This window comes from Citrobacter sp. EC_71 (assembly GCF_019584005.1).
Classification (GTDB): domain Bacteria; phylum Pseudomonadota; class Gammaproteobacteria; order Enterobacterales; family Enterobacteriaceae; genus Citrobacter; species Citrobacter werkmanii.
In genome coordinates, this window is record NZ_VDAY01000005.1 from 247,906 (window position 1) to 268,154 (window position 20,249).

19 protein-coding genes and 1 pseudogene are annotated in these 20,249 nt (G+C 51.9%); 13 read left to right on the forward strand and 7 right to left on the reverse strand.

Going from position 1 to position 20,249, the window contains the following annotated elements:
- The first annotated feature begins 14 nt into the window (after nt 1–14).
- Together yadW and erpA are read left to right on the forward strand one after the other, a co-directional pair.
- Nucleotides 15–80: pseudogene (gene yadW / locus FHD02_RS07620) on the forward strand (small protein YadW).
- Entirely contained in the window at nt 73–417 is a 345-nt protein-coding gene (gene erpA, locus FHD02_RS07625) for an iron-sulfur cluster insertion protein ErpA (protein ID WP_006686771.1), read from the forward strand. Before yadW ends, erpA begins: the two are co-directional and overlap by 8 nt.
- 119 nt (nt 418–536) lie before the next feature.
- Here the strand turns inward: erpA and FHD02_RS07630 are convergent, their stop codons facing one another.
- Genes FHD02_RS07630 through mtnN form a run of 3 tightly spaced genes read right to left on the reverse strand, consistent with a single transcriptional unit; the run spans nt 537 to nt 2,689 of the window.
- Nucleotides 537–1,160 carry a TRIC cation channel family protein gene (locus FHD02_RS07630; RefSeq protein WP_038637378.1) on the reverse strand — a complete coding sequence of 208 codons (624 nt, stop codon included), beginning with the start codon at nt 1,158–1,160 and terminating at the stop codon, nt 537–539.
- A 37-nt stretch (nt 1,161–1,197) separates the two neighbouring features.
- Nucleotides 1,198–1,998 (reverse strand): vitamin B12 ABC transporter substrate-binding protein BtuF, encoded by an 801-nt coding sequence (gene btuF / locus FHD02_RS07635; RefSeq protein WP_137370452.1) that lies wholly within the window; start codon nt 1,996–1,998, stop codon nt 1,198–1,200.
- Nucleotides 1,991–2,689 (reverse strand): 5'-methylthioadenosine/S-adenosylhomocysteine nucleosidase, encoded by a 699-nt coding sequence (gene mtnN / locus FHD02_RS07640; protein WP_042312191.1) that lies wholly within the window; start codon nt 2,687–2,689, stop codon nt 1,991–1,993. The genes btuF and mtnN overlap by 8 nt, the downstream gene beginning before the upstream one ends.
- Before the next feature lie 83 nt (nt 2,690–2,772).
- Between mtnN and dgt the strand changes: the two genes are divergently transcribed.
- The 3 genes from dgt to cdaR all read left to right on the forward strand — a co-directional run bounded on the left by dgt (nt 2,773) and on the right by cdaR (nt 7,158).
- Complete coding sequence (gene dgt / locus FHD02_RS07645; RefSeq protein ID WP_042312189.1) at nt 2,773–4,290, forward strand: dGTPase; 1,518 nt, start codon at nt 2,773–2,775, stop codon at nt 4,288–4,290.
- A 129-nt stretch (nt 4,291–4,419) separates the two neighbouring features.
- A complete protein-coding gene (degP, locus tag FHD02_RS07650; protein WP_005132129.1) occupies nt 4,420–5,853 on the forward strand; it encodes a serine endoprotease DegP in 1,434 nt (477 codons plus the stop codon).
- 147 nt (nt 5,854–6,000) lie between these two features.
- Nucleotides 6,001–7,158 carry a DNA-binding transcriptional regulator CdaR gene (cdaR, locus tag FHD02_RS07655; protein ID WP_137360286.1) on the forward strand — a complete coding sequence of 386 codons (1,158 nt, stop codon included), beginning with the start codon at nt 6,001–6,003 and terminating at the stop codon, nt 7,156–7,158.
- A 62-nt stretch (nt 7,159–7,220) separates the two neighbouring features.
- On the opposite strand, the gene FHD02_RS07660 is transcribed toward cdaR, so the two are convergent.
- The 4 genes from FHD02_RS07660 to map form a co-directional block, all read right to left on the reverse strand.
- Nucleotides 7,221–7,607, reverse strand: coding sequence for a DUF3461 family protein (locus FHD02_RS07660; RefSeq protein ID WP_003018562.1), 387 nt, complete (start codon nt 7,605–7,607; stop codon nt 7,221–7,223).
- Nucleotides 7,608–7,716: 109 nt separating this feature from the next.
- Nucleotides 7,717–8,541: a 2,3,4,5-tetrahydropyridine-2,6-dicarboxylate N-succinyltransferase gene (dapD, locus tag FHD02_RS07665; protein ID WP_006686779.1), complete on the reverse strand. Its 825-nt coding sequence runs from the start codon at nt 8,539–8,541 to the stop codon at nt 7,717–7,719.
- A gap of 31 nt (nt 8,542–8,572) precedes the next feature.
- Entirely contained in the window at nt 8,573–11,245 is a 2,673-nt protein-coding gene (gene glnD, locus FHD02_RS07670; protein ID WP_220393784.1) for a bifunctional uridylyltransferase/uridylyl-removing protein GlnD, read from the reverse strand.
- 113 nt (nt 11,246–11,358) lie between these two features.
- Nucleotides 11,359–12,153 carry a type I methionyl aminopeptidase gene (map, locus tag FHD02_RS07675; protein WP_038637400.1) on the reverse strand — a complete coding sequence of 265 codons (795 nt, stop codon included), beginning with the start codon at nt 12,151–12,153 and terminating at the stop codon, nt 11,359–11,361.
- Nucleotides 12,154–12,478: 325 nt separating this feature from the next.
- On the opposite strand from map, the gene rpsB reads away from it, so the two are divergent.
- From rpsB to rseP, 8 genes are all read left to right on the forward strand, one after another.
- A complete protein-coding gene (rpsB, locus tag FHD02_RS07680; protein ID WP_003018553.1) occupies nt 12,479–13,204 on the forward strand; it encodes a 30S ribosomal protein S2 in 726 nt (241 codons plus the stop codon).
- A gap of 136 nt (nt 13,205–13,340) precedes the next feature.
- Nucleotides 13,341–14,192, forward strand: a complete 852-nt coding sequence (gene tsf, locus FHD02_RS07685; protein ID WP_006686782.1) for a translation elongation factor Ts — start codon at nt 13,341–13,343, stop codon at nt 14,190–14,192.
- Between the two features lie 145 nt (nt 14,193–14,337).
- Nucleotides 14,338–15,063: a UMP kinase gene (pyrH, locus tag FHD02_RS07690; RefSeq protein WP_003018549.1), complete on the forward strand. Its 726-nt coding sequence runs from the start codon at nt 14,338–14,340 to the stop codon at nt 15,061–15,063.
- 139 nt (nt 15,064–15,202) lie between these two features.
- Nucleotides 15,203–15,760 carry a ribosome recycling factor gene (frr, locus tag FHD02_RS07695; RefSeq protein WP_220393785.1) on the forward strand — a complete coding sequence of 186 codons (558 nt, stop codon included), beginning with the start codon at nt 15,203–15,205 and terminating at the stop codon, nt 15,758–15,760.
- A gap of 97 nt (nt 15,761–15,857) precedes the next feature.
- Nucleotides 15,858–17,054, forward strand: a complete 1,197-nt coding sequence (gene ispC / locus FHD02_RS07700) for a 1-deoxy-D-xylulose-5-phosphate reductoisomerase (RefSeq protein ID WP_137370453.1) — start codon at nt 15,858–15,860, stop codon at nt 17,052–17,054.
- Nucleotides 17,055–17,241: 187 nt separating this feature from the next.
- On the forward strand, nt 17,242–18,000 hold the full coding sequence (gene ispU / locus FHD02_RS07705) for a (2E,6E)-farnesyl-diphosphate-specific ditrans,polycis-undecaprenyl-diphosphate synthase (protein ID WP_137348921.1): 759 nt from the start codon (nt 17,242–17,244) through the stop codon (nt 17,998–18,000).
- A 12-nt stretch (nt 18,001–18,012) separates the two neighbouring features.
- Nucleotides 18,013–18,870, forward strand: coding sequence for a phosphatidate cytidylyltransferase (cdsA, locus tag FHD02_RS07710; RefSeq protein ID WP_038637406.1), 858 nt, complete (start codon nt 18,013–18,015; stop codon nt 18,868–18,870).
- An 11-nt stretch (nt 18,871–18,881) separates the two neighbouring features.
- Nucleotides 18,882–20,234, forward strand: coding sequence for a sigma E protease regulator RseP (gene rseP, locus FHD02_RS07715; RefSeq protein WP_137360289.1), 1,353 nt, complete (start codon nt 18,882–18,884; stop codon nt 20,232–20,234).
- The last annotated feature ends 15 nt before the right edge of the window (nt 20,235–20,249 follow it).

The following is a 20,249-nucleotide window of genomic DNA, read 5'->3' on the forward strand; positions in this document are numbered from 1 at the left end:
CAGGGTATTAGATAATGGCTTTAACCATTGGGTTATAATTTGCCCAATTGCCAATGTCGTTTGGAGCAAAATATGAGTGATGACGTAGCGCTGCCACTGCAATTTACTGAAGCAGCAGCCAATAAAGTAAAAAGCCTGATCGCTGACGAAGATAACCCGAACCTGAAATTACGCGTGTATATCACCGGCGGTGGTTGCAGTGGTTTTCAGTATGGTTTCACCTTTGATGATCAGGTGAACGATGGTGACATGACCATTGAGAAACAAGGTGTTGGTCTGGTGGTTGATCCGATGAGCCTGCAATATCTGGTGGGTGGTTCGGTTGACTATACCGAAGGTCTGGAAGGTTCCCGCTTCGTTGTGACTAACCCGAATGCTAAAAGCACCTGCGGGTGTGGTTCTTCTTTCAGCATCTGATTGCTGTCTGTAATACTGATGGTCTGATGTTGTAGGCCCGGTAAGCGCAGCGCCACCGGGCAATGTGCCGGATGGCGGCGTAAACGCCTTATCCGGCCTACATGTTCTGTATCGTCATATCAACGTCCGTTATCATCCAGCGCAAACGTCGGCAATTTCAAATGCCAGCGAATGGCGGCCAGCCGAATCAGCAGGGTGACAATCATCCCCATCATACTGGCGTTTTCCAGTGAAACATCAAAGGTATAAAACGCGGTCGCATGTACGATCCCGCCGATAATACAGGCTGTCGCGTAGATTTCGGTGCGCAAAATCATCGGTACTTCACGGGCTAATACGTCACGAATGATCCCACCGCCAACGCCGGTGATCACTCCCATACAAATCGCCACCAGAGGCCCTGTTCCGGCTATAAAAGCTTTGTTGACGCCAATGCCCACGAATACCGCCAGACCAACGGCATCCAGCACCGGCAGGATCCACTTCGGCAACCGTCGGGGCTGACGCACCAGCAGGATCGTCAGCATGCTGGTGATCATCGCCACCACCAGATCGGTAGGATCCTTAACCCAAAACACCGGTCCGTTATCCAGCGCCATATCGCGGATCGTCCCGCCACCGACGGCTGTTACCACGCCTAAGACCAGAACGCCGAACGGATCCATACGCAGTTTACCGGCAAGCAAGACGCCAGAGATAGCAAATACCGCGGTACCGACAATATCCAGCCAATAGACGAGCATGTTTAAATCCTCACAACAAACCTGGTGGGGGCAGGCGCTAATTTACCTGTGAAAGCGCATTGCAGAGTTGTTTTGCGGCGAGGATAATACGCGGGCTCGCGCGTTCGAACCAGTCACTATTAAGTGTAATAATGGGTATTTTTAGCTGGTTTCCCCAGTATTGCTCAATTTTCAGCGTTTCGCCCGAACCACCGGTGGCAACGATAGCCTGCGGCGCTCTTGCCAGGACCTGTTCACGGCTAACCTGCGGCCAGGGAACCCGGCTGCCAGCAAAAATGTTTTCTCCACCGCATACCTCAAGAACCTCATGTTGAATGGAGCCTTTTCCACTGGTAAACAGAGGATTCGCCCCAAACTGGAGAAACACGCGTTTTTTCGGTTTGTTGGCATACTGAGATTTTAGTAAAGCATATTCATCAAGCAACGTTTTTGCTGCCTGTTTGGCCTGCTCTGGCCTGGGGCTCCATGGCGCCAACTGGCGTAGCGCATCGGCGACCTGCTCAATGGTAACGGCATCCACCCAGACGACCTTAATGCCCAGCGCGGTTAGCTGATTAACCTGCCGCTCAGCATTTCCTCCGCGCCAGGCGACGACCAAATCCGGTTTCAACGCCACAATGCGTTCCAGATTCATGCCTTGCCAGCTTGAGACCTCTTCAATATTTTTGGCCTCGGGCGGGTAATTTGAATAGCTACTGACGCCAACGGGGGTAATGCCGGCGGCAAAGGCGAGTTCAGTATTGGCGGGAGAAAGCGTAACAACACGCGGTGCGGCGTAAAGGAACGCCGGGAGAGTGAAAAGCAGGGCGACCAGCGCCCTGGAGAGTAATTTAGCCATGCGCCAGTTTCTGTACCAGCGTTTCAACCATCAGGCTTGACTGCTTCGCGGCGACCACCAGGAACTCGTCAAAGCTGAGATGGGACTGCTGATCGGCGACGTCAGAGATGGCGCGAACTACGACGAACGGCACGTTAAAATTGTGGCAAACATGCGCAATCGCGGTTGCTTCCATCTCAACGGCAATCGCCTGTGGGAAGTTATGTTGAATTTTTGCCAGGCCAACAGAGCCATTAATGAAGGCATCGCCGCTGACGATAAGCCCACGGACAGCATTCAGATTCAGTTCTGCAATGCAGGCTTCTGCCGCAGCAATCAGTGCAGGATCGGCTTTAAAACCCGCCGGGCAACCCGGTAGCTGACCAAATTCATAGCCAAAGGCCGTGACGTCGGCATCGTGATAGCGCGCTTCATCAGAAACCACGATATCGCCGACTTTCAGCGTAGAGGCCAGGCCGCCCGCTGAACCGGTATTAATGATGGCGTCCGGCTTGCAGCGTTCAAGCAGCAACGTAGCGCCCAGTGCAGCAGCGACTTTACCGATGCCTGATTTCAGTAGCGCAACCTCAGTACCGTTCAGTTGGCCGGTGTAAATTTCACAACCGCCGAGAGCGATGGTCTGACGGTTTTCGATTTTGTCACGCAGTAGCGTAACTTCTTCTTCCATTGCACCAATGATGCCGATTTTCATAGATTTACTCGCGATAAGCCAGATTTGAGGGCATAGTCTATCATGCGCTTAAGGGGTAGCGCATTTCTCAGGCGGGAGAGGACATGGCACAGATCGATTTCCGAAAAAAAATAAACTGGCATCGTCGTTACCGTTCGCCGCAGGGCGTGAAGACTGAGCATGAGATCCTGCGTATTTTCGAAAGCGATCGTGGACGTATTATAAATTCTCCGGCAATTCGCCGACTGCAACAAAAGACCCAGGTCTTTCCGCTGGAACGTAATGCGGCGGTGCGCACGCGTTTAACGCACTCAATGGAAGTTCAGCAGGTTGGCCGCTATATCGCGAAAGAGATCCTCAGCCGACTAAAAGAGCAAAAGTTGCTGGAGCAGTATGGCCTGGATGAACTGACGGGGCCGTTTGAAAGTATTGTCGAAATGTCCTGCCTGATGCACGACATTGGCAATCCGCCGTTTGGTCACTTTGGTGAAGCGGCAATTAATGACTGGTTCCGCCAGCGACTGTATCCCGCAGATGCGGAAAGTCAGCCACTCAGCGATGACCGCTGTCTGGTGGCGGCATTACGTTTGCGCGAAGGCGAAGAGTCGCTGAATGATATTCGCCGTAAGGTGCGACAAGATTTGTGTCATTTTGAAGGTAATGCGCAAGGGATTCGTCTGGTACATACCCTGATGCGCATGAATCTTACCTGGGCGCAGGTTGGCGGTATTTTGAAATATACCCGTCCGGCGTGGTGGCGTGGTAATGCGCCCGCAACACACAACTATTTAATGAAGAAACCAGGCTATTATCTTTCTGAAGAACTGTATATTGAGAGGTTACGTAAAGAATTATCATTAGCGCCTTACAGTCGCTTTCCATTAACCTGGATTATGGAAGCTGCCGATGATATCTCTTATTGCGTGGCCGATCTGGAAGATGCCGTTGAGAAAAGAATCTTTAGCGTCGAGCAACTTTATCACCATCTGCATGAGGCGTGGGGACACCACGAAAAAGGTTCCCTGTTCAGTCTGGTGGTAGAGAACGCCTGGGAGAAATCACGTTCAAATACATTAAGCCGGAGTACCGAAGATCAGTTCTTTATGTATTTACGCGTTAATACATTGAATAAACTGGTGCCGTACGCTGCTCAGCGATTTATCGATAACTTGCCGCAGATTTTTGAGGGATGTTTTAATCACGCGCTGTTAGAAGATGCCAGTAGCTTCAGCCAGTTGCTGGGTGTCTATAAAAATGTGGCGATAAAACATGTGTTTAGCCACCCAGACGTTGAGCAACTGGAGTTACAGGGCTATCGGGTGATCAGCGGGCTGCTGGAAATCTATCAACCGTTATTAAAAATGACTCAGTCAGATTTTACTGAACTGGTCGAAAATGAAAGAGTAAAACGTTTTCCTATCGAGTCCCGGTTATTTCAGAAGCTGTCCACTCGCCATCGCCTTGCTTATGTTGAGGCGGTCAGTAAAATATCGGTTGGCTGCGCTGAGTTTTCTGTTCTGGAATATTATTATCGCTGTCGTTTGATTCAGGATTATATCAGCGGGATGACAGATTTATACGCCTGGGATGAATATCGCCGGTTGATGGCAGTAGAGCAATAAATAATCATTTGTAAAGGCCGACAATAAAATTTTACTTTTTCCTTAAACTTAAATCTGGAACTTAGCGCTATAAAACGACTCTGACGTATACAGCAATTTTGCGTTACCTGTTAATCGAGAACGAAACACATGAAAAAAACCACATTAGCAATGAGTGCACTGGCTCTGAGTTTAGGTTTGGCGTTGTCCCCCTTGTCTGCAACAGCGGCTGAAACGGCGTCTTCAGCAACGACCGCCCAACAGATGCCAAGCCTGGCCCCGATGCTTGAAAAAGTGATGCCATCGGTGGTGAGTATTAACGTCGAGGGGAGCACGACGGTGAATACGCCGCGCATGCCGCGTAATTTCCAGCAGTTCTTCGGTGATAATTCCCCATTCTGCCAGGACGGTTCTCCGTTCCAGAGTTCCCCGTTCTGCCAGGGCGGCGCACCGGGCGCTGACAACGGCGGTGGCCAGCAGCAAAAATTTATGGCGCTGGGCTCCGGCGTAATTATTGATGCCGCGAAAGGGTATGTTGTGACCAACAACCACGTGGTGGATAACGCCACGGTGATTAAAGTTCAACTGAGCGATGGACGTAAATTTGACGCGAAGATCGTGGGTAAAGATCCGCGCTCCGATATCGCGCTGATCCAGATTCAGGATCCGAAAAACCTGACAGCAATTAAGCTGGCAGATTCTGACGCGCTGCGCGTGGGTGATTACACCGTGGCAATTGGTAACCCGTTTGGCCTCGGCGAGACCGTTACCTCCGGTATCGTTTCTGCGCTGGGCCGTAGCGGCCTGAATGCGGAAAACTACGAGAACTTTATCCAGACCGATGCTGCGATCAACCGGGGTAACTCCGGTGGCGCCCTGGTCAACCTGAACGGTGAGCTGATCGGGATTAATACCGCGATCCTCGCACCGGACGGCGGTAATATCGGGATCGGCTTTGCAATCCCAAGCAACATGGTGAAAAACCTGACCTCGCAGATGGTTGAGTTCGGCCAGGTTAAACGTGGCGAGCTGGGCATTATGGGTACCGAGCTGAGCTCTGAGCTGGCGAAAGCGATGAAAGTTGACGCCCAGCGTGGCGCATTCGTCAGCCAGGTCATGCCGAACTCTTCCGCAGCGAAAGCGGGTATTAAAGCCGGGGATGTGATTACCTCCCTGAACGGTAAACCTATCAGCAGCTTTGCCGCACTGCGTGCGCAGGTGGGAACTATGCCGGTAGGCAGCAAAATTAACCTTGGCCTGCTGCGCGACGGTAAGCCTGTTACTGTGAATCTGGAACTGCAGCAGAGCAGCCAGACCCAGGTTGATTCCAGCTCTATCTTCAAAGGCATTGAAGGTGCCGATATGAGCAACAAGGGCCAGGACAAAGGGGTCGTGGTAAGCGACGTGAAACCGAATTCTCCGGCTGCACAGATTGGCCTGAAGAAAGGGGATGTGATTATCGGTGCTAACCAGCAACCGGTGAAAAATATCGCCGAACTGCGCAAAATTCTCGACAGCAAACCCGCTGTACTGGCGCTGAACATTCAGCGTGGCGACAGCTCCATCTATCTGTTGATGCAGTAATCTCCCTCAACCCCTTCCTGCACAGGAAGGGGTTTCTTTTTGTGATACCTCCCACAACTCCATACTTCTCTCTTGCGCTTTGTGCATTTGCACAATGTTGTCGCTTGTTATCTTCCTTATGCTTGAGCTCTGCTCACAGGAGGGTTTATGGCTGGCTGGCATCTTGATACCAAAATGGCGCAGGATATCGTGTCGCGTACCATGCGCATCATTGATACCAATATCAACGTAATGGATGCCCGTGGGCGGATAATCGGCAGCGGCGATCGCGAACGAATTGGTGAATTGCACGAAGGCGCGCTGCTGGTGCTTTCTCAGGGGCGGGTGGTCGATATTGACGATGCGGTCGCACGGCATTTACACGGTGTGCGACAGGGGATCAATCTGCCGCTGCGTCTTGACGGCGAAATCGTTGGTGTTATCGGTCTTACCGGCGAACCGGAACATCTGCGCAAATACGGCGAATTGGTGTGTATGACCGCCGAAATGATGCTGGAACAGTCTCGTCTGATGCATCTTTTAGCCCAGGACAGCCGTCTGCGCGAAGAGCTGGTGATGAACCTGATCCAGGCGGAAGAAAATACCCCGGCGCTAATGGAATGGGCGCAGCGTTTAGGCATCGATTTGAACCAGCCGCGCGTGGTAGCGGTAGTCGAAGTCGACAGCGGTCAGCTTGGTGTTGACAGCGCGATGGCTGAACTACAGCAATTACAGAATGCGTTGACCACGCCAGAGCGTAATAATCTGATTGCGATTGTTTCCCTGACTGAGATGGTGGTGCTGAAACCCGCGCTCAATCAGTTTGGCCGCTGGGATGCCGAAGATCATCGCAAGCGCGTTGAACAGCTTATTACCCGGATGAAAGAGAACGGACAGCTGCGTTTTCGCGTCTCACTCGGCAACTATTTTACCGGGCCTGGCAGCATTGCCCGTTCGTATCGTACGGCGCGTACCACCATGATGGTCGGTAAGCAGCGGATGCCGGAAAGCCGAAGCTATTTCTATCAGGATCTGATGCTGCCGGTACTGCTGGACAGCCTGCGCGGCGGCTGGCAGGCCAATGAGTTGGCACGTCCGTTGGTACGGTTAAAAGCAATGGATAATAACGGCTTGCTGCGTCGGACATTGGCGGCATGGTTTCGGCATAACGTTCAGCCGCTGGCGACCTCAAAGGCATTGTTTATTCATCGTAATACGCTGGAATATCGCCTGAATCGTATTTCAGAACTGACCGGGCTGGATTTGGGAAATTTTGACGACAGGCTGCTGCTGTATGTGGCGTTGCAGCTAGATGAGCAGCATTGATTCAGGCAAAATGCCGGGTGGCGGCTTCGCCTTACCCGGCCTACGAATACATCCACTCGCGGTTATTTACGCGTCAGTTTTTCCAGATCGGCTTCAATTTCGCTGATCTTGTTGGTCACGACGCTTTCCAGATGACGTAAATCATCGAGGATCTTACGTTTAAGATCGACTTCGCTGCGATCGCGCTGGCAGATCTGATCCAGTTCATCGATCACGTAGCGCAGGTTGGGGCTGATCTCCTGCACTTCTTTATAACCCTGGCCGACGCCATCGGCGACAACCGTTTTACGCTGACGGGGATATTTGAACTTCACGCTCTTGGCAAAAAACTCGCCTTTATCCTTCTGGAAATAGATTTTCAGGATATCGTTGTTGGCTTCTTGCCGCAGGCTGTAACGATCGATCTCTTCAGGATTAGTAATGCCCAGACTTTTCAGATTGTCATACATAGCGGTACCCTTAAGCTCACTATAACCATTGAATAATTAACGAAAAGCCTTGTTTACGCCACTCGCAGATGTAAAAAAAGCGGGCTAAGCCCGCTTTTTCAAATTGCTGTTAGTCGATGGTGCGTAACAGTTCGTTGATTCCCACTTTGCCACGCGTTTTGGCATCAACCTTTTTCACTATCACCGCGCAGTACAGGCTGTATTTGCCATCTTTCGACGGCAGGTTGCCGGAAACGACAACGGAGCCCGCCGGAACGCGGCCATAATGCACTTCGCCAGTTTCGCGATCATAAATACGGGTGCTCTGGCCGATGTATACGCCCATGGAGATAACGGAGCCTTCTTCGACGATCACGCCTTCTACTACTTCAGAACGCGCACCGATGAAGCAGTTATCTTCAATGATGGTCGGGTTAGCCTGTAACGGCTCCAGTACGCCGCCAATGCCAACGCCGCCGGACAGGTGTACGTTTTTACCGATTTGCGCACAGGACCCGACAGTCGCCCAGGTATCAACCATCGTACCTTCATCAACATAAGCGCCGATGTTTACGTAAGATGGCATCAGCACGGTGTTACGGGCGATAAACGCGCCCTGACGCACGGCCGCAGGCGGAACCACGCGGAAACCTTCCTTCTGAAAGCGCGCTTCGTCATAGTCGGCGAATTTCATCGGCACTTTATCGAAGTAACGGCTTTCCGCACCATCGATAACCTGATTATCGTTAATACGAAAAGAGAGCAGGACCGCTTTTTTCAGCCACTGATGCGTGACCCACTGACCCTCAATCTTTTCTGCGACGCGCAGAGCACCGGAATCCAGTAAAGAAATAACCTGATTCACCGCTTCGCGGGTTACGGTATCCACATTTGCCGGAGTAATGTCGGCACGGCGCTCGAAAGCGGATTCAATAACGTTCTGTAACTGCTGCATTGTTAAACTCTTTCCATAATAAATAAAAACATCACCCTTTATCGTTTGGATTGAGGGCCTCTGTCAACCGTTGATGCACTTCCTGCTGCAGCTCATTATTAAGGGCGCGCCGGTCGGCGGTGGCGATTATGAATAAATCTTCTACTCGCTCGCCAATAGTTGTAATTCGGGCGCCATGCAGCGAAATTCCCAGATCGGCAAAAATCTGCCCGACCCGCGCCAGCAGTCCTGGCTGGTCGAGAGCGATAAGCTCGAGGAATGATTTTCGATCGGTATGAGTTGGTAGAAAAGTCACTTCGGTATCGACGGTGAAATGACGTAATTTTGCCGGCTGGCGACGCGGTTGCGGCGGTTGCCAGCTACGCTGAGTGATCGCCTGTTCCAGCCCAAAACGGATCGCTTCGTGTCGGTCTGACGACAGCGGGCTGCCGTCCGGCTCCAGCACAATGAACGTATCCATCGCCATCCCATCACGGGTGGTGAAAATCTGCGCATCGTGGACGCTCAGATTACGCCGGTCCAGTTCGGCGCAAACGGCGGCAAACAGATACGGGCGATCCGGACTCCAGATAAAGATTTCCGTTCCTCCACGCGTTGCCTGCGGGCTAAGCAGAATGAGCGGCTCTTTGAGGTCATGTTGTAAGAGATGACGCGCATGCCAGGCCAGTTGATTTGGACTGTGGCGCACGAAATAGTTCGCCCGACAGCGTGACCAGATATGGTGCAGCGCTTCTTCATCAATGTTATCCATCCGCAATAACGCCAACGCCTGAAGCTGATGGTGACGCACGCGCTCGCGCATATCCGGCGTGTTTTGCATCCCACGCCGTAGCTGTTTTTCCGTGGCAAAGTACAGCTCGCGCAGCAGGCTTTGCTTCCAGCTATTCCACAGCGTTTCGTTGGTGGCGCAAATATCCGCAACGGTCAGGCACACTAAAAAGCGCAGGCGGTGTTCCGTTTGCACTTCTTCGGCGAATTGCTTAATCACTTCGGGATCCTGAATATCGCGACGTTGAGCGGTGACTGACATAAGTAAATGCTGGCGCACCAGCCACACGATCAGCTGTGTTTCGCGGGAGTTCAGGCCGTGCAGCTCGGCGAATTTGAGTACGTCCTGAGCACCGAGAACCGAATGATCGCCACCGCGGCCTTTGGCGATATCATGGAACAAAGCGGCAATCAGAATTAGCTCCGGCTGCCGCAGGCGCGGCCACAGATCCACACACAGCGGATGGCGCTGGCGGGTATCTTCGTTGGCAAAACTTTCCAGCTTGAGCATTACGCGAATGGTGTGTTCGTCCACCGTATAGGCATGAAATAGGTCAAACTGCATTTGGCCGACTATATGCGACCATTGCGGCATATAGGCCCACAACACGCTGTGGCGATGCATCGGCAGCAGACCACGACTCACCGCGCCCGGATGGCGTAACATGCTGAGAAACAGCGAGCGTGCTTCCGGGATATAGCATAACGGCTGCGTTAAATGACGGCGGGCATGGCGCAGATGGCGCAGCGTGGTGGAATAAATCCCGCTGATTGCGCTGTTACGCACCATGATGTAAAACATCCGCAATATCGCTTCGGGTTTGCGGATAAACAGGTCATCGCTGCGCAGATCAATCAAGGAGCCGCGCAGTTGAAAGTCGTCATCAATCGGACGCGGCTTTTCGTCGGCGGGCATAGCGAGGATCGCCTCGTCGAACAGCTGCAACAGCATGTGGTTCAGTTCGCTGACCCGTCGTGTGACGCGGAAGTAGTCTTTCATCATCCGCTCGATAGGCTCATTGCCCTCGCCGCCGTAGTTTAGCCGTTGGGCTACGCTAAGCTGACGATCAAACAGCAGGCGGTTATCGTAACGACTCACGATCAGGTGCAGAGCAAAGCGTATGCGCCACAGGATATGCAAGCATTCATTCAGCTCGGCACGCTCCGCCAGCGTCAAAAAGCCGAAACCAACCATCTCATCCAGTGAGGTTGCGCCAAAATGGCGGCGGGCGACCCACTGTAGAGTGTGGATGTCGCGCAGGCCGCCGGGGCTGCTTTTGATATCGGGTTCCAGATTGTAGCTGGTGCCGTGATAACGCAGGTGGCGTTGATTTTGCTCTTCCACTTTGGCGGCGTAAAACTTATCGGACGGCCAGAAACCTTCGCTAAAAATATGCTTTTGTAGCTCAAGAAACAGCGCCACGTCGCCAATCAGCAGGCGTGTTTCTATCAGATTAGTGGCGACGGTTAAATCTGATAAACCTTCCAACAGACACTCTTCCAGCGTACGCACGCTGTGGCCCACTTCCAGCCTCACGTCCCATAACAGCGTTAACAGCTCGCCGACTTTTTCGGCCTGCGCGTCCGGGAGCTTTTTACGGCTGAGGATCAACAGGTCAATGTCGGAAAGCGGGTGCAGTTCGCCGCGCCCGTAACCCCCAACGGCAACCAGCGCCAGGTCGGCAATTTGGCCAAAACCGGCTTCAATCCACAGGCGTTGTAGCAACTGGTCAATAAATTCGGTACGGGCCTCAATGAGCTGTTCAGCGGAAATTCCGCTGTCAAACGCTTCGCCTAACCAGCGCTGGAACGTGTCGATATGCGCTTTAATGCCGGCGCAGTTGAGATCGTGCTGTGGCCAGGTTCCGGGGTTTTGCGGTTGGCCAGGCAGGGTGGGGAGGGCTGTATTTGCGTGCTGTTCAGGAAGAGTATTCATTATGCGCCACCCATTAAAAAGCCGGATGATGGCGTGAACGCCTTATCCGGCCTACGAAGTAGTACAATTTGTAGGCCTGATAAGATGCGGAGGCATCGCCATCAGGCAAAACATTATTCGTCGTGAGTGATGATCGCCGGGATGGTGTCATCCTTGCGTAACGTCAGGATCTCACAGCCGTTTTCTGTTACCACAATAGTATGCTCGTACTGAGCAGACAAGCTGCGGTCTTTGGTTTTCACCGTCCAGCCGTCTTTCATAGTGCGGATGCGGTAATCGCCGGCATTCAGCATTGGTTCTACGGTGAAGGTCATGCCCGGCTGCAGTACCACGCCGCCGTCGTCCGCATCGTAGTGCAGAACCTGAGGCTCCTCGTGGAAGCCGCGACCGATACCGTGACCGCAGTATTCACGTACTACAGAGAAGCCTTCGCCTTCCGCGTATTTCTGAATCGCAGCGCCCAACGTGCGCAGGCGAATGCCCGGTTTAACCATCCGCAGCGCCAGATACAGGCTTTCCTGCGTTACACGGCACAGACGTTCGCCAAGAATGGTGGGCTTGCCGACGATAAACATTTTAGAGGTATCGCCGTGGAATTCGTCTTTAATCACGGTCACGTCGATGTTAACGATATCACCATCTTTCAGGTGCTTCGCGTCGTCCGGGATCCCGTGGCATACCACTTCATTAATCGAGATACACACGGATTTAGGGTAACCGTGGTAGCCCAGGCACGCGGAAATGGCCTGCTGCTCATTAACTATATAGTCATTACAAATGCGATCCAGTTCGCCGGTGCTGACGCCCGGTTTGATAAACGGTTCGATCATCTCCAGTACTTCCGCCGCCAGACGGCCAGCGACGCGCATTTTTTCGATTTCTTCAGGGGTCTTGATTGAGATAGCCATGAATTCTGTCCATCAGTGCCGATTATTTTCGGCAATAATTGTGTAAGTGCTGACAATGGTATCAGTCAGGGGTGTACCCTGCCAAATTGAGAATCATTAACAGCACAGACCGCCAACAATTATTGGTGTCGGTGGCGTATTTGTGGTATAAAGCGCGCCGGACTTCCGATCCATTCGAAGACTACACACGATGGACGGGAGCGACAAATCTCACTTTGTGTAACAACACACACGTATCGGCACATATTCCGGGGTGCCCTTTGGGGTCGGTAATATGGGATGCGTGGAGGCTTAACCCCAACTTTTATATATAGAGGTTTTAATCATGGCAACTGTTTCCATGCGCGACATGCTCAAGGCTGGTGTTCACTTTGGTCACCAGACCCGTTACTGGAACCCGAAAATGAAGCCGTTCATCTTCGGTGCGCGTAACAAAGTTCACATCATCAACCTTGAGAAAACTGTACCGATGTTCAACGAAGCTCTGGCTGAACTGAACAAGATCTCTGCTCGTAAAGGTAAAATCCTTTTCGTTGGTACTAAACGCGCTGCAAGCGAAGCGGTGAAAGAAGCTGCTAACAGCTGCGACCAGTTCTTCGTGAACCATCGCTGGCTGGGCGGTATGCTGACTAACTGGAAAACCGTTCGTCAGTCCATCAAACGTCTGAAAGATCTGGAAACTCAGTCTCAGGACGGTACTTTCGAAAAGCTGACCAAGAAAGAAGCGCTGATGCGTACTCGTGAGCTTGAGAAACTGGAAAACAGCCTGGGCGGTATCAAAGACATGGGCGGTCTGCCGGACGCTCTGTTCGTAATCGATGCTGACCACGAGCACATTGCTATCAAAGAAGCAAACAACCTGGGTATCCCGGTATTTGCTATCGTTGATACCAACTCTGATCCGGACGGTGTTGACTTCGTTATCCCGGGTAACGACGACGCAATCCGTGCTGTGACCCTGTACCTGGGCGCTGTAGCTACTACCGTTCGTGAAGGCCGTTCTCAGGATCTGGCTTCCCAGGCGGAAGAAAGCTTCGTAGAAGCTGAATAATAAGGCACGCTCGTTAGAGCCCTTATAGACCAGGTAGTATCACGTTTGGTTAGGGGGCCTGTATATGGCCCCCTTTTTCACTTTTAAATCTGTGCGGTTTCATGCCGGGCAGATCAAATCTTCCGAGGATTTTAGAATGGCTGAAATTACCGCATCCCTGGTAAAAGAGCTGCGTGAGCGTACTGGCGCAGGCATGATGGATTGCAAAAAAGCACTGACTGAAGCTAATGGCGACATCGAGCTGGCAATCGAAAACATGCGTAAGTCCGGCGCAATCAAAGCGGCGAAAAAAGCAGGCAACGTTGCTGCTGACGGCGTAATCAAAACCAAAATCGACGGCAACATCGCTTTCATTCTGGAAGTTAACTGCCAGACTGACTTCGTTGCTAAAGATGCTGGTTTCCAGGCATTTGCTGACAAAGTACTGGACGCTGCCGTTGCTGGCAAAATCACTGACGTTGAAGTTCTGAAAGCACAGTTCGAAGAAGAACGTGTTGCGCTGGTTGCTAAAATCGGTGAGAACATCAACATTCGTCGCGTGGCTTCCCTGGAAGGCGACGTTCTGGGTAACTACCAGCACGGTGCGCGTATCGGTGTTCTGGTTGCTGCAACTGGCGCTGACGAAGAACTGGTTAAACAGCTGGCAATGCACGTTGCTGCAAGCAAACCAGAATTCGTTAAGCCGGAAGACGTTTCTGCTGAAGTGGTAGAGAAAGAATACCAGGTTCAGCTGGACATCGCCATGCAGTCTGGCAAGCCGAAAGAAATCGCAGAGAAAATGGTTGAAGGCCGCATGAAGAAATTCACCGGCGAAGTTTCTCTGACTGGCCAGCCTTTCGTTATGGAACCGAGCAAATCTGTTGGTCAGCTGCTGAAAGAGCACAATGCTGACGTAACGGGTTTCATCCGCTTCGAAGTGGGTGAAGGCATCGAGAAAGTTGAGACTGACTTTGCAGCAGAAGTTGCTGCGATGTCCAAGCAGTCTTAATTTTTAAAGGAGCCGCCTGAGGGCGGCTTCTTTTTGTGTCTGGCTTGTAAATTCAGCGAACCGCTATAGTGGTCATGCTGAAAAGCGACATACAATGTCGCCGGAATTAACTCATCTCATTCGTTGACAGTCTCAGGAAAGAAACATGGCTACCAATGCAAAACCCGTCTACAAACGTATTCTGCTTAAGTTAAGTGGCGAAGCTCTGCAAGGTTCAGAAGGCTTCGGTATTGATGCAAGCATACTTGACCGTATGGCTCAGGAAATCAAAGAGCTGGTTGAGCTGGGTATTCAGGTTGGCGTAGTGATTGGTGGCGGTAACCTGTTCCGTGGCGCTGGTCTGGCGAAAGCAGGGATGAACCGCGTTGTGGGCGACCACATGGGCATGTTAGCCACCGTAATGAACGGTCTGGCGATGCGCGATGCGCTTCACCGCGCCTATGTGAACGCTCGCTTGATGTCCGCCATTCCTCTGAACGGCGTGTGTGATAACTACAGCTGGGCGGAAGCGATCAGCCTGCTGCGTAACAACCGCGTTGTTATTTTGTCTGCGGGTACCGGCAATCCGTTCTTCACTACCGATTCAGCAGCCTGTCTGCGCGGTATTGAAATTGAAGCGGATGTAGTACTGAAAGCCACCAAAGTGGACGGCGTATTTACTGCCGACCCGGCTAAAGATCCTACGGCGACCATGTACGAACAGTTGACCTACACTGAAGTACTGGATAAAGAGCTGAAAGTGATGGATCTGGCTGCGTTCACGCTGGCTCGTGACCACAAATTACCGATTCGTGTCTTTAACATGAACAAACCGGGTGCGCTGCGCCGTGTTGTTATGGGTGAAAAAGAAGGCACGTTAATCACGGAATAATTCCCGTTGCGGCTAAATGCAGGTAATATTCCGCTTTAATGTCGCGGGATACGTCCCTCAAAATTAATCAAGACTATACTTGTCACACCTTGCGTGGTGGGTATGGTCTGACTGAAACGAGCTTTCAAGGATTCGTAACGTGATCAACGATATCAGAAAAGATGCTGAAGTACGCATGGACAAATGCGTCGAAGCGTTCAAACATCAAATCAGCAAAATTCGTACGGGCCGTGCTTCTCCTAGCCTGCTGGATGGTATTGTCGTGGAATATTACGGCACGCCGACTCCGCTGCGCCAACTGGCAAGCGTAACGGTTGAAGATTCCCGTACCCTGAAAATCAACGTGTTTGACCGCTCCATGGGACCTGCCGTTGAAAAAGCAATTATGGCTTCCGACCTTGGTCTGAATCCAAGTTCAGCGGGTTCCGACATCCGCGTTCCGCTGCCTCCGCTGACCGAAGAACGTCGTAAAGATCTGACCAAGATCGTGCGTGGCGAAGCGGAAGGCGCGCGTGTTGCCGTACGTAACGTACGCCGCGATGCAAACGACAAAGTGAAAGCGCTGTTGAAAGATAAAGAGATCAGCGAAGATGACGATCGCCGTTCTCAGGACGAAGTACAGAAACTGACTGACGCAGCGATCAAGAAAGTTGATGCGGCGCTGGCAGAGAAAGAAACGGAACTGATGCAGTTCTGATTCATCTGTACGCTAAAAACGCCGCTTAGAAGGCCTGCAAGGGCTGGATGGCGGCGTTTTGCTTTTTCTGCCTATACCCTATTTTTCTGGATGTCTCATGAAGCAATTAACCATCCTGGGATCAACCGGTTCCATTGGTTGCAGTACGCTGGATGTAGTACGCCATAACCCGGAAAAATTTCGTGTTGCTGCGTTGGTTGCGGGTAAGAATGTTGCCCGTATGGTGGAGCAATGCCTGGAATTTTCTCCTCGCTATGCGGTAATGGACGATGAAAAAAGCGCGGCATTGCTAAAATCGGCTCTGCTGGAGCAGGGTAGCCGCACTGAAGTTATGAGTGGACAGCAGGCTGCCTGTGATATGGCCGCGCTGGATGATGTTGATCAGGTTATGGCGGCGATTGTCGGCGCAGCGGGCTTGCTGCCGACGCTTTCGGCAATCCGCGCGGGCAAAAGCATTTTGCTGGCGAACAAAGAGTCTCTGGTAACCTGCGGACGTCTGTTTATGGACGACGTGAAACGCCACAAAGCGCAGCTTTTGCCGGTTGATAGCGAGCATAACGCGATTTTTCAGAGTTTACCGCAACCGATCCAACTCAATCTGGGATACGCTGACCTTGAGCAAAACGGCGTCGTGTCCGTGCTGCTTACCGGGTCTGGTGGCCCTTTCCGTGAAACGCCATTGCGCGATCTGGTTGCTATGACCCCCGATCAGGCATGTCGTCATCCGAATTGGTCGATGGGACGAAAAATTTCTGTCGATTCAGCCACCATGATGAATAAAGGTCTGGAATACATTGAAGCGCGTTGGTTATTTAATGCCAGCGCAAGCCAGATGGAAGTGCTGATTCATCCGCAGTCGGTTATTCATTCGATGGTTCGTTATCAGGATGGCAGCGTTCTGGCGCAGTTAGGGGAACCTGACATGCGTACACCTATTGCCCATACGATGGCATGGCCGGAACGTGTGAAGTCTGGCGTTACGCCTGTCGACTTTTGCCAACTCAGTGCGTTGACGTTTTCCGCACCTGACTACCAGCGCTATCCGTGCCTGAAACTGGCGATGGACGCGTTTGAGCAAGGGCAGGCGGCGACGACCGCCCTGAACGCCGCGAATGAAATTACCGTTGCCGCATTTCTGGCGCAGCAGATTCGATTTACCGATATTGCCGATCTTAATTTATCCGTACTGGATAAGATGGATTTGCAGGAGCCGCAGAGCGTTGATGACGTACTGAAGGTTGATGCCATCGCGCGGGAAGTTGCCAGAAAAGCAGTGATGCGACTCTCAAGCTGATGATAATCCCTCTACGGAAGATCGTGCTATTTGTTAGCGTTGGGCTTCAGTGATATAGTCTGCGCCACTCGATCGCGGGTAGTTGCTTTTTGTCGGTCGGGTAAGCCGTGGTTTGACACGGCTTTTTTGTGTGAGGGCTTCAGTATTCCTGAGTACCGTAAATCCTTTCAGGGACTAAAAACGCGTTATGTTGTCTGCAACTAAACCATTAAGCGAAAGTTTGCCAGCACATGGTTGCCGCCATGTAGCAATCATCATGGATGGCAATGGCCGCTGGGCGAAAAAGCAAGGGAAGATTCGCGCCTTTGGGCATAAGGCCGGAGCAAAATCCGTCCGCCGGGCTGTCTCTTTTGCTGCCAATAACGGTATTGATGCGTTAACGCTGTATGCCTTTAGCAGTGAGAACTGGAACCGACCTGCGCAGGAAGTGAGCGCGTTAATGGAACTGTTTGTGTGGGCGCTTGATAGCGAAGTGAAAAACCTGCATCGCCATAACGTACGTCTGCGTATTATCGGGGATATCAGTCGATTTAACTCACGTTTGCAAGAACGGATTCGCAAATCAGAAGCGCTTACCGCCCAGAATACCGGGTTGACGCTGAATATTGCAGCGAATTACGGTGGACGGTGGGATATTGTCCAGGGAGTCAGGCAACTGGCACAACAGGTGCAGGAAGGTCTGCTGCGTCCAGAGCAAATCGATGAAGAAATGCTTGGGCAGCAAATTTGTATGCATGAACTGGCCCCTGTGGATTTAGTGATAAGGACTGGGGGAGAGCATCGAATTAGTAATTTTCTGTTATGGCAAATTGCCTATGCCGAACTTTACTTTACGGATGTTCTCTGGCCCGATTTCGATGAACAAGACTTTGAAGGTGCGCTGCATGCCTTTGCTAATCGTGAGCGTCGTTTCGGCGGCACCGAGCCCGGTGATGAAAAAGCCTGATGGGGGTCGCTTTTGCTGAAGTATCGCCTGATTTCTGCTTTTGTTTTAATACCCGTTGTCATCGCGGCGCTGTTTTTGCTGCCGCCGGTGGGGTTCGCCATTGTTACGCTGGTCGTCTGTATGTTGGCCGCCTGGGAATGGGGACAGTTAAGCGGCTTTACCACGCGTACACAGCGAGTCTGGCTGGCGGTTTTATGCGGGCTGTTGCTGGCGCTAATGCTTTTTTTACTGCCAGAATACCATCGCAATATTCATCAGCCGCTGGTTGAAGTATCGCTATGGGCGTCGCTGGGCTGGTGGATCGTCGCGCTGTTACTGGTACTGTTTTACCCAGGTTCGGCGTCGGTCTGGCGTAATTCCAAAACATTACGCATAATTTTCGGCGTACTAACCATTGTTCCTTTCTTTTGGGGAATGCTGGCGCTACGGGCATGGCACTATGATGAGAATCATTATAGTGGCGCGCTATGGCTGCTGTATGTCATGATCCTCGTCTGGGGAGCGGACTCTGGTGCGTATATGTTTGGTAAGCTGTTTGGCAAACATAAACTGGCGCCGAAGGTTTCTCCTGGTAAAACCTGGCAGGGTTTTATTGGCGGACTCGCTACTGCGGCCGTGATCTCATGGGGTTATGGCATGTGGGCGAATCTTGAAGTTGCGCCTGTCACCTTGCTTATTTGCTCCATCGTTGCAGCCCTGGCCTCCGTGCTGGGTGACCTGACTGAGAGTATGTTTAAGCGTGAAGCAGGTATTAAGGACAGTGGTCACTTAATTCCAGGACACGGCGGTATTCTGGATCGTATTGATAGCCTGACGGCTGCGGTACCGGTCTTTGCCTGCCTGTTGTTACTGGTATTCAGGACGCTCTAACGGATGGTCTTATGCTGAGTATTCTCTGGAATCTGGCTGCATTCATCGTCGCACTCGGTGTGCTTATCACCGTGCATGAATTTGGTCATTTCTGGGTTGCACGGCGCTGCGGAGTCCGCGTTGAGCGCTTTTCCATTGGCTTTGGAAAAGCGCTTTGGCGTCGTACCGATAAACTGGGTACAGAATACGTCATCGCACTAATCCCCCTCGGCGGTTACGTCAAAATGCTGGATGAGCGCGCTGAACCGGTGGTACCGGAGCTGCGCCATTACGCTTTCAACAATAAAACGGTTGGGCAACGCGCAGCCATTATTGCCGCAGGTCCGATTGCAAACTTCCTTTTTGCTATTTTCGCTTATTGGCTGGTGTTTATCATCGGTGTCCCTGGTGTTCGTCCGGTTGTTGGTGAAATAACGCCCAACTCGATTGCTGCGCAGGCGCAAATTCAACCAGGTACGGAACTAAAAGCGGTTGATGGTATCGAAACCCCAGATTGGGATGCCGTGAGACTGCAGTTGGTTGCCAAAATTGGCGATGAGCATACGACGCTCAGCGTGGCGCAGTTTGGCAGTGACCAGCGGCAGGACAAAACGCTGGATTTACGCCATTGGGCATTTGAGCCAGACAAACAGGATCCCGTCTCCAGTTTAGGGATTCGCCCACGCGGTCCACAGATTGAACCAGTGCTGTCAGAAGTGCAGGTTAACTCGGCTGCAAGTAAGGCGGGTTTGCAAGCTGGCGACAGGATCGTTAAAGTCAATGGTCAGTCGCTGACGCAATGGATGACGTTCGTGACGCTGGTGCGCGATAATCCGGATGAGCCGTTAGCGCTAGATATTGAAAGACAAGGAAGTTCCTTGTCTTTAACGTTAACCCCAGATTCAAAACAGGTTAACGGGAAGGCAGAAGGTTTTGCGGGCGTGGTGCCTAAAATTATTCCTCTGCCTGATGAGTATAAGACTGTACGCCAGTATGGGCCCTTCAGCGCCATCCTCGAAGCCTCGGATAAAACGTGGCAGTTGATGAAGCTGACGGTCAGTATGCTGGGAAAATTGATTACCGGTGATGTAAAACTGAACAACCTCAGTGGGCCGATTTCTATCGCCCAGGGGGCTGGGATGTCAGCGGAGTTCGGGGTGATTTATTACCTGATGTTCCTTGCGCTTATCAGCGTGAACTTAGGGATAATTAACCTGTTTCCGTTGCCCGTTCTTGACGGGGGGCATCTGCTGTTCCTGGCGATTGAAAAGCTGAAGGGCGGTCCGGTATCCGAGCGGGTTCAAGACTTTAGTTATCGCATTGGCTCTATCTTGCTGGTGTTGTTAATGGGGCTTGCACTTTTCAATGATTTCTCTCGGTTGTAAGAGAGTGTTAGGAAG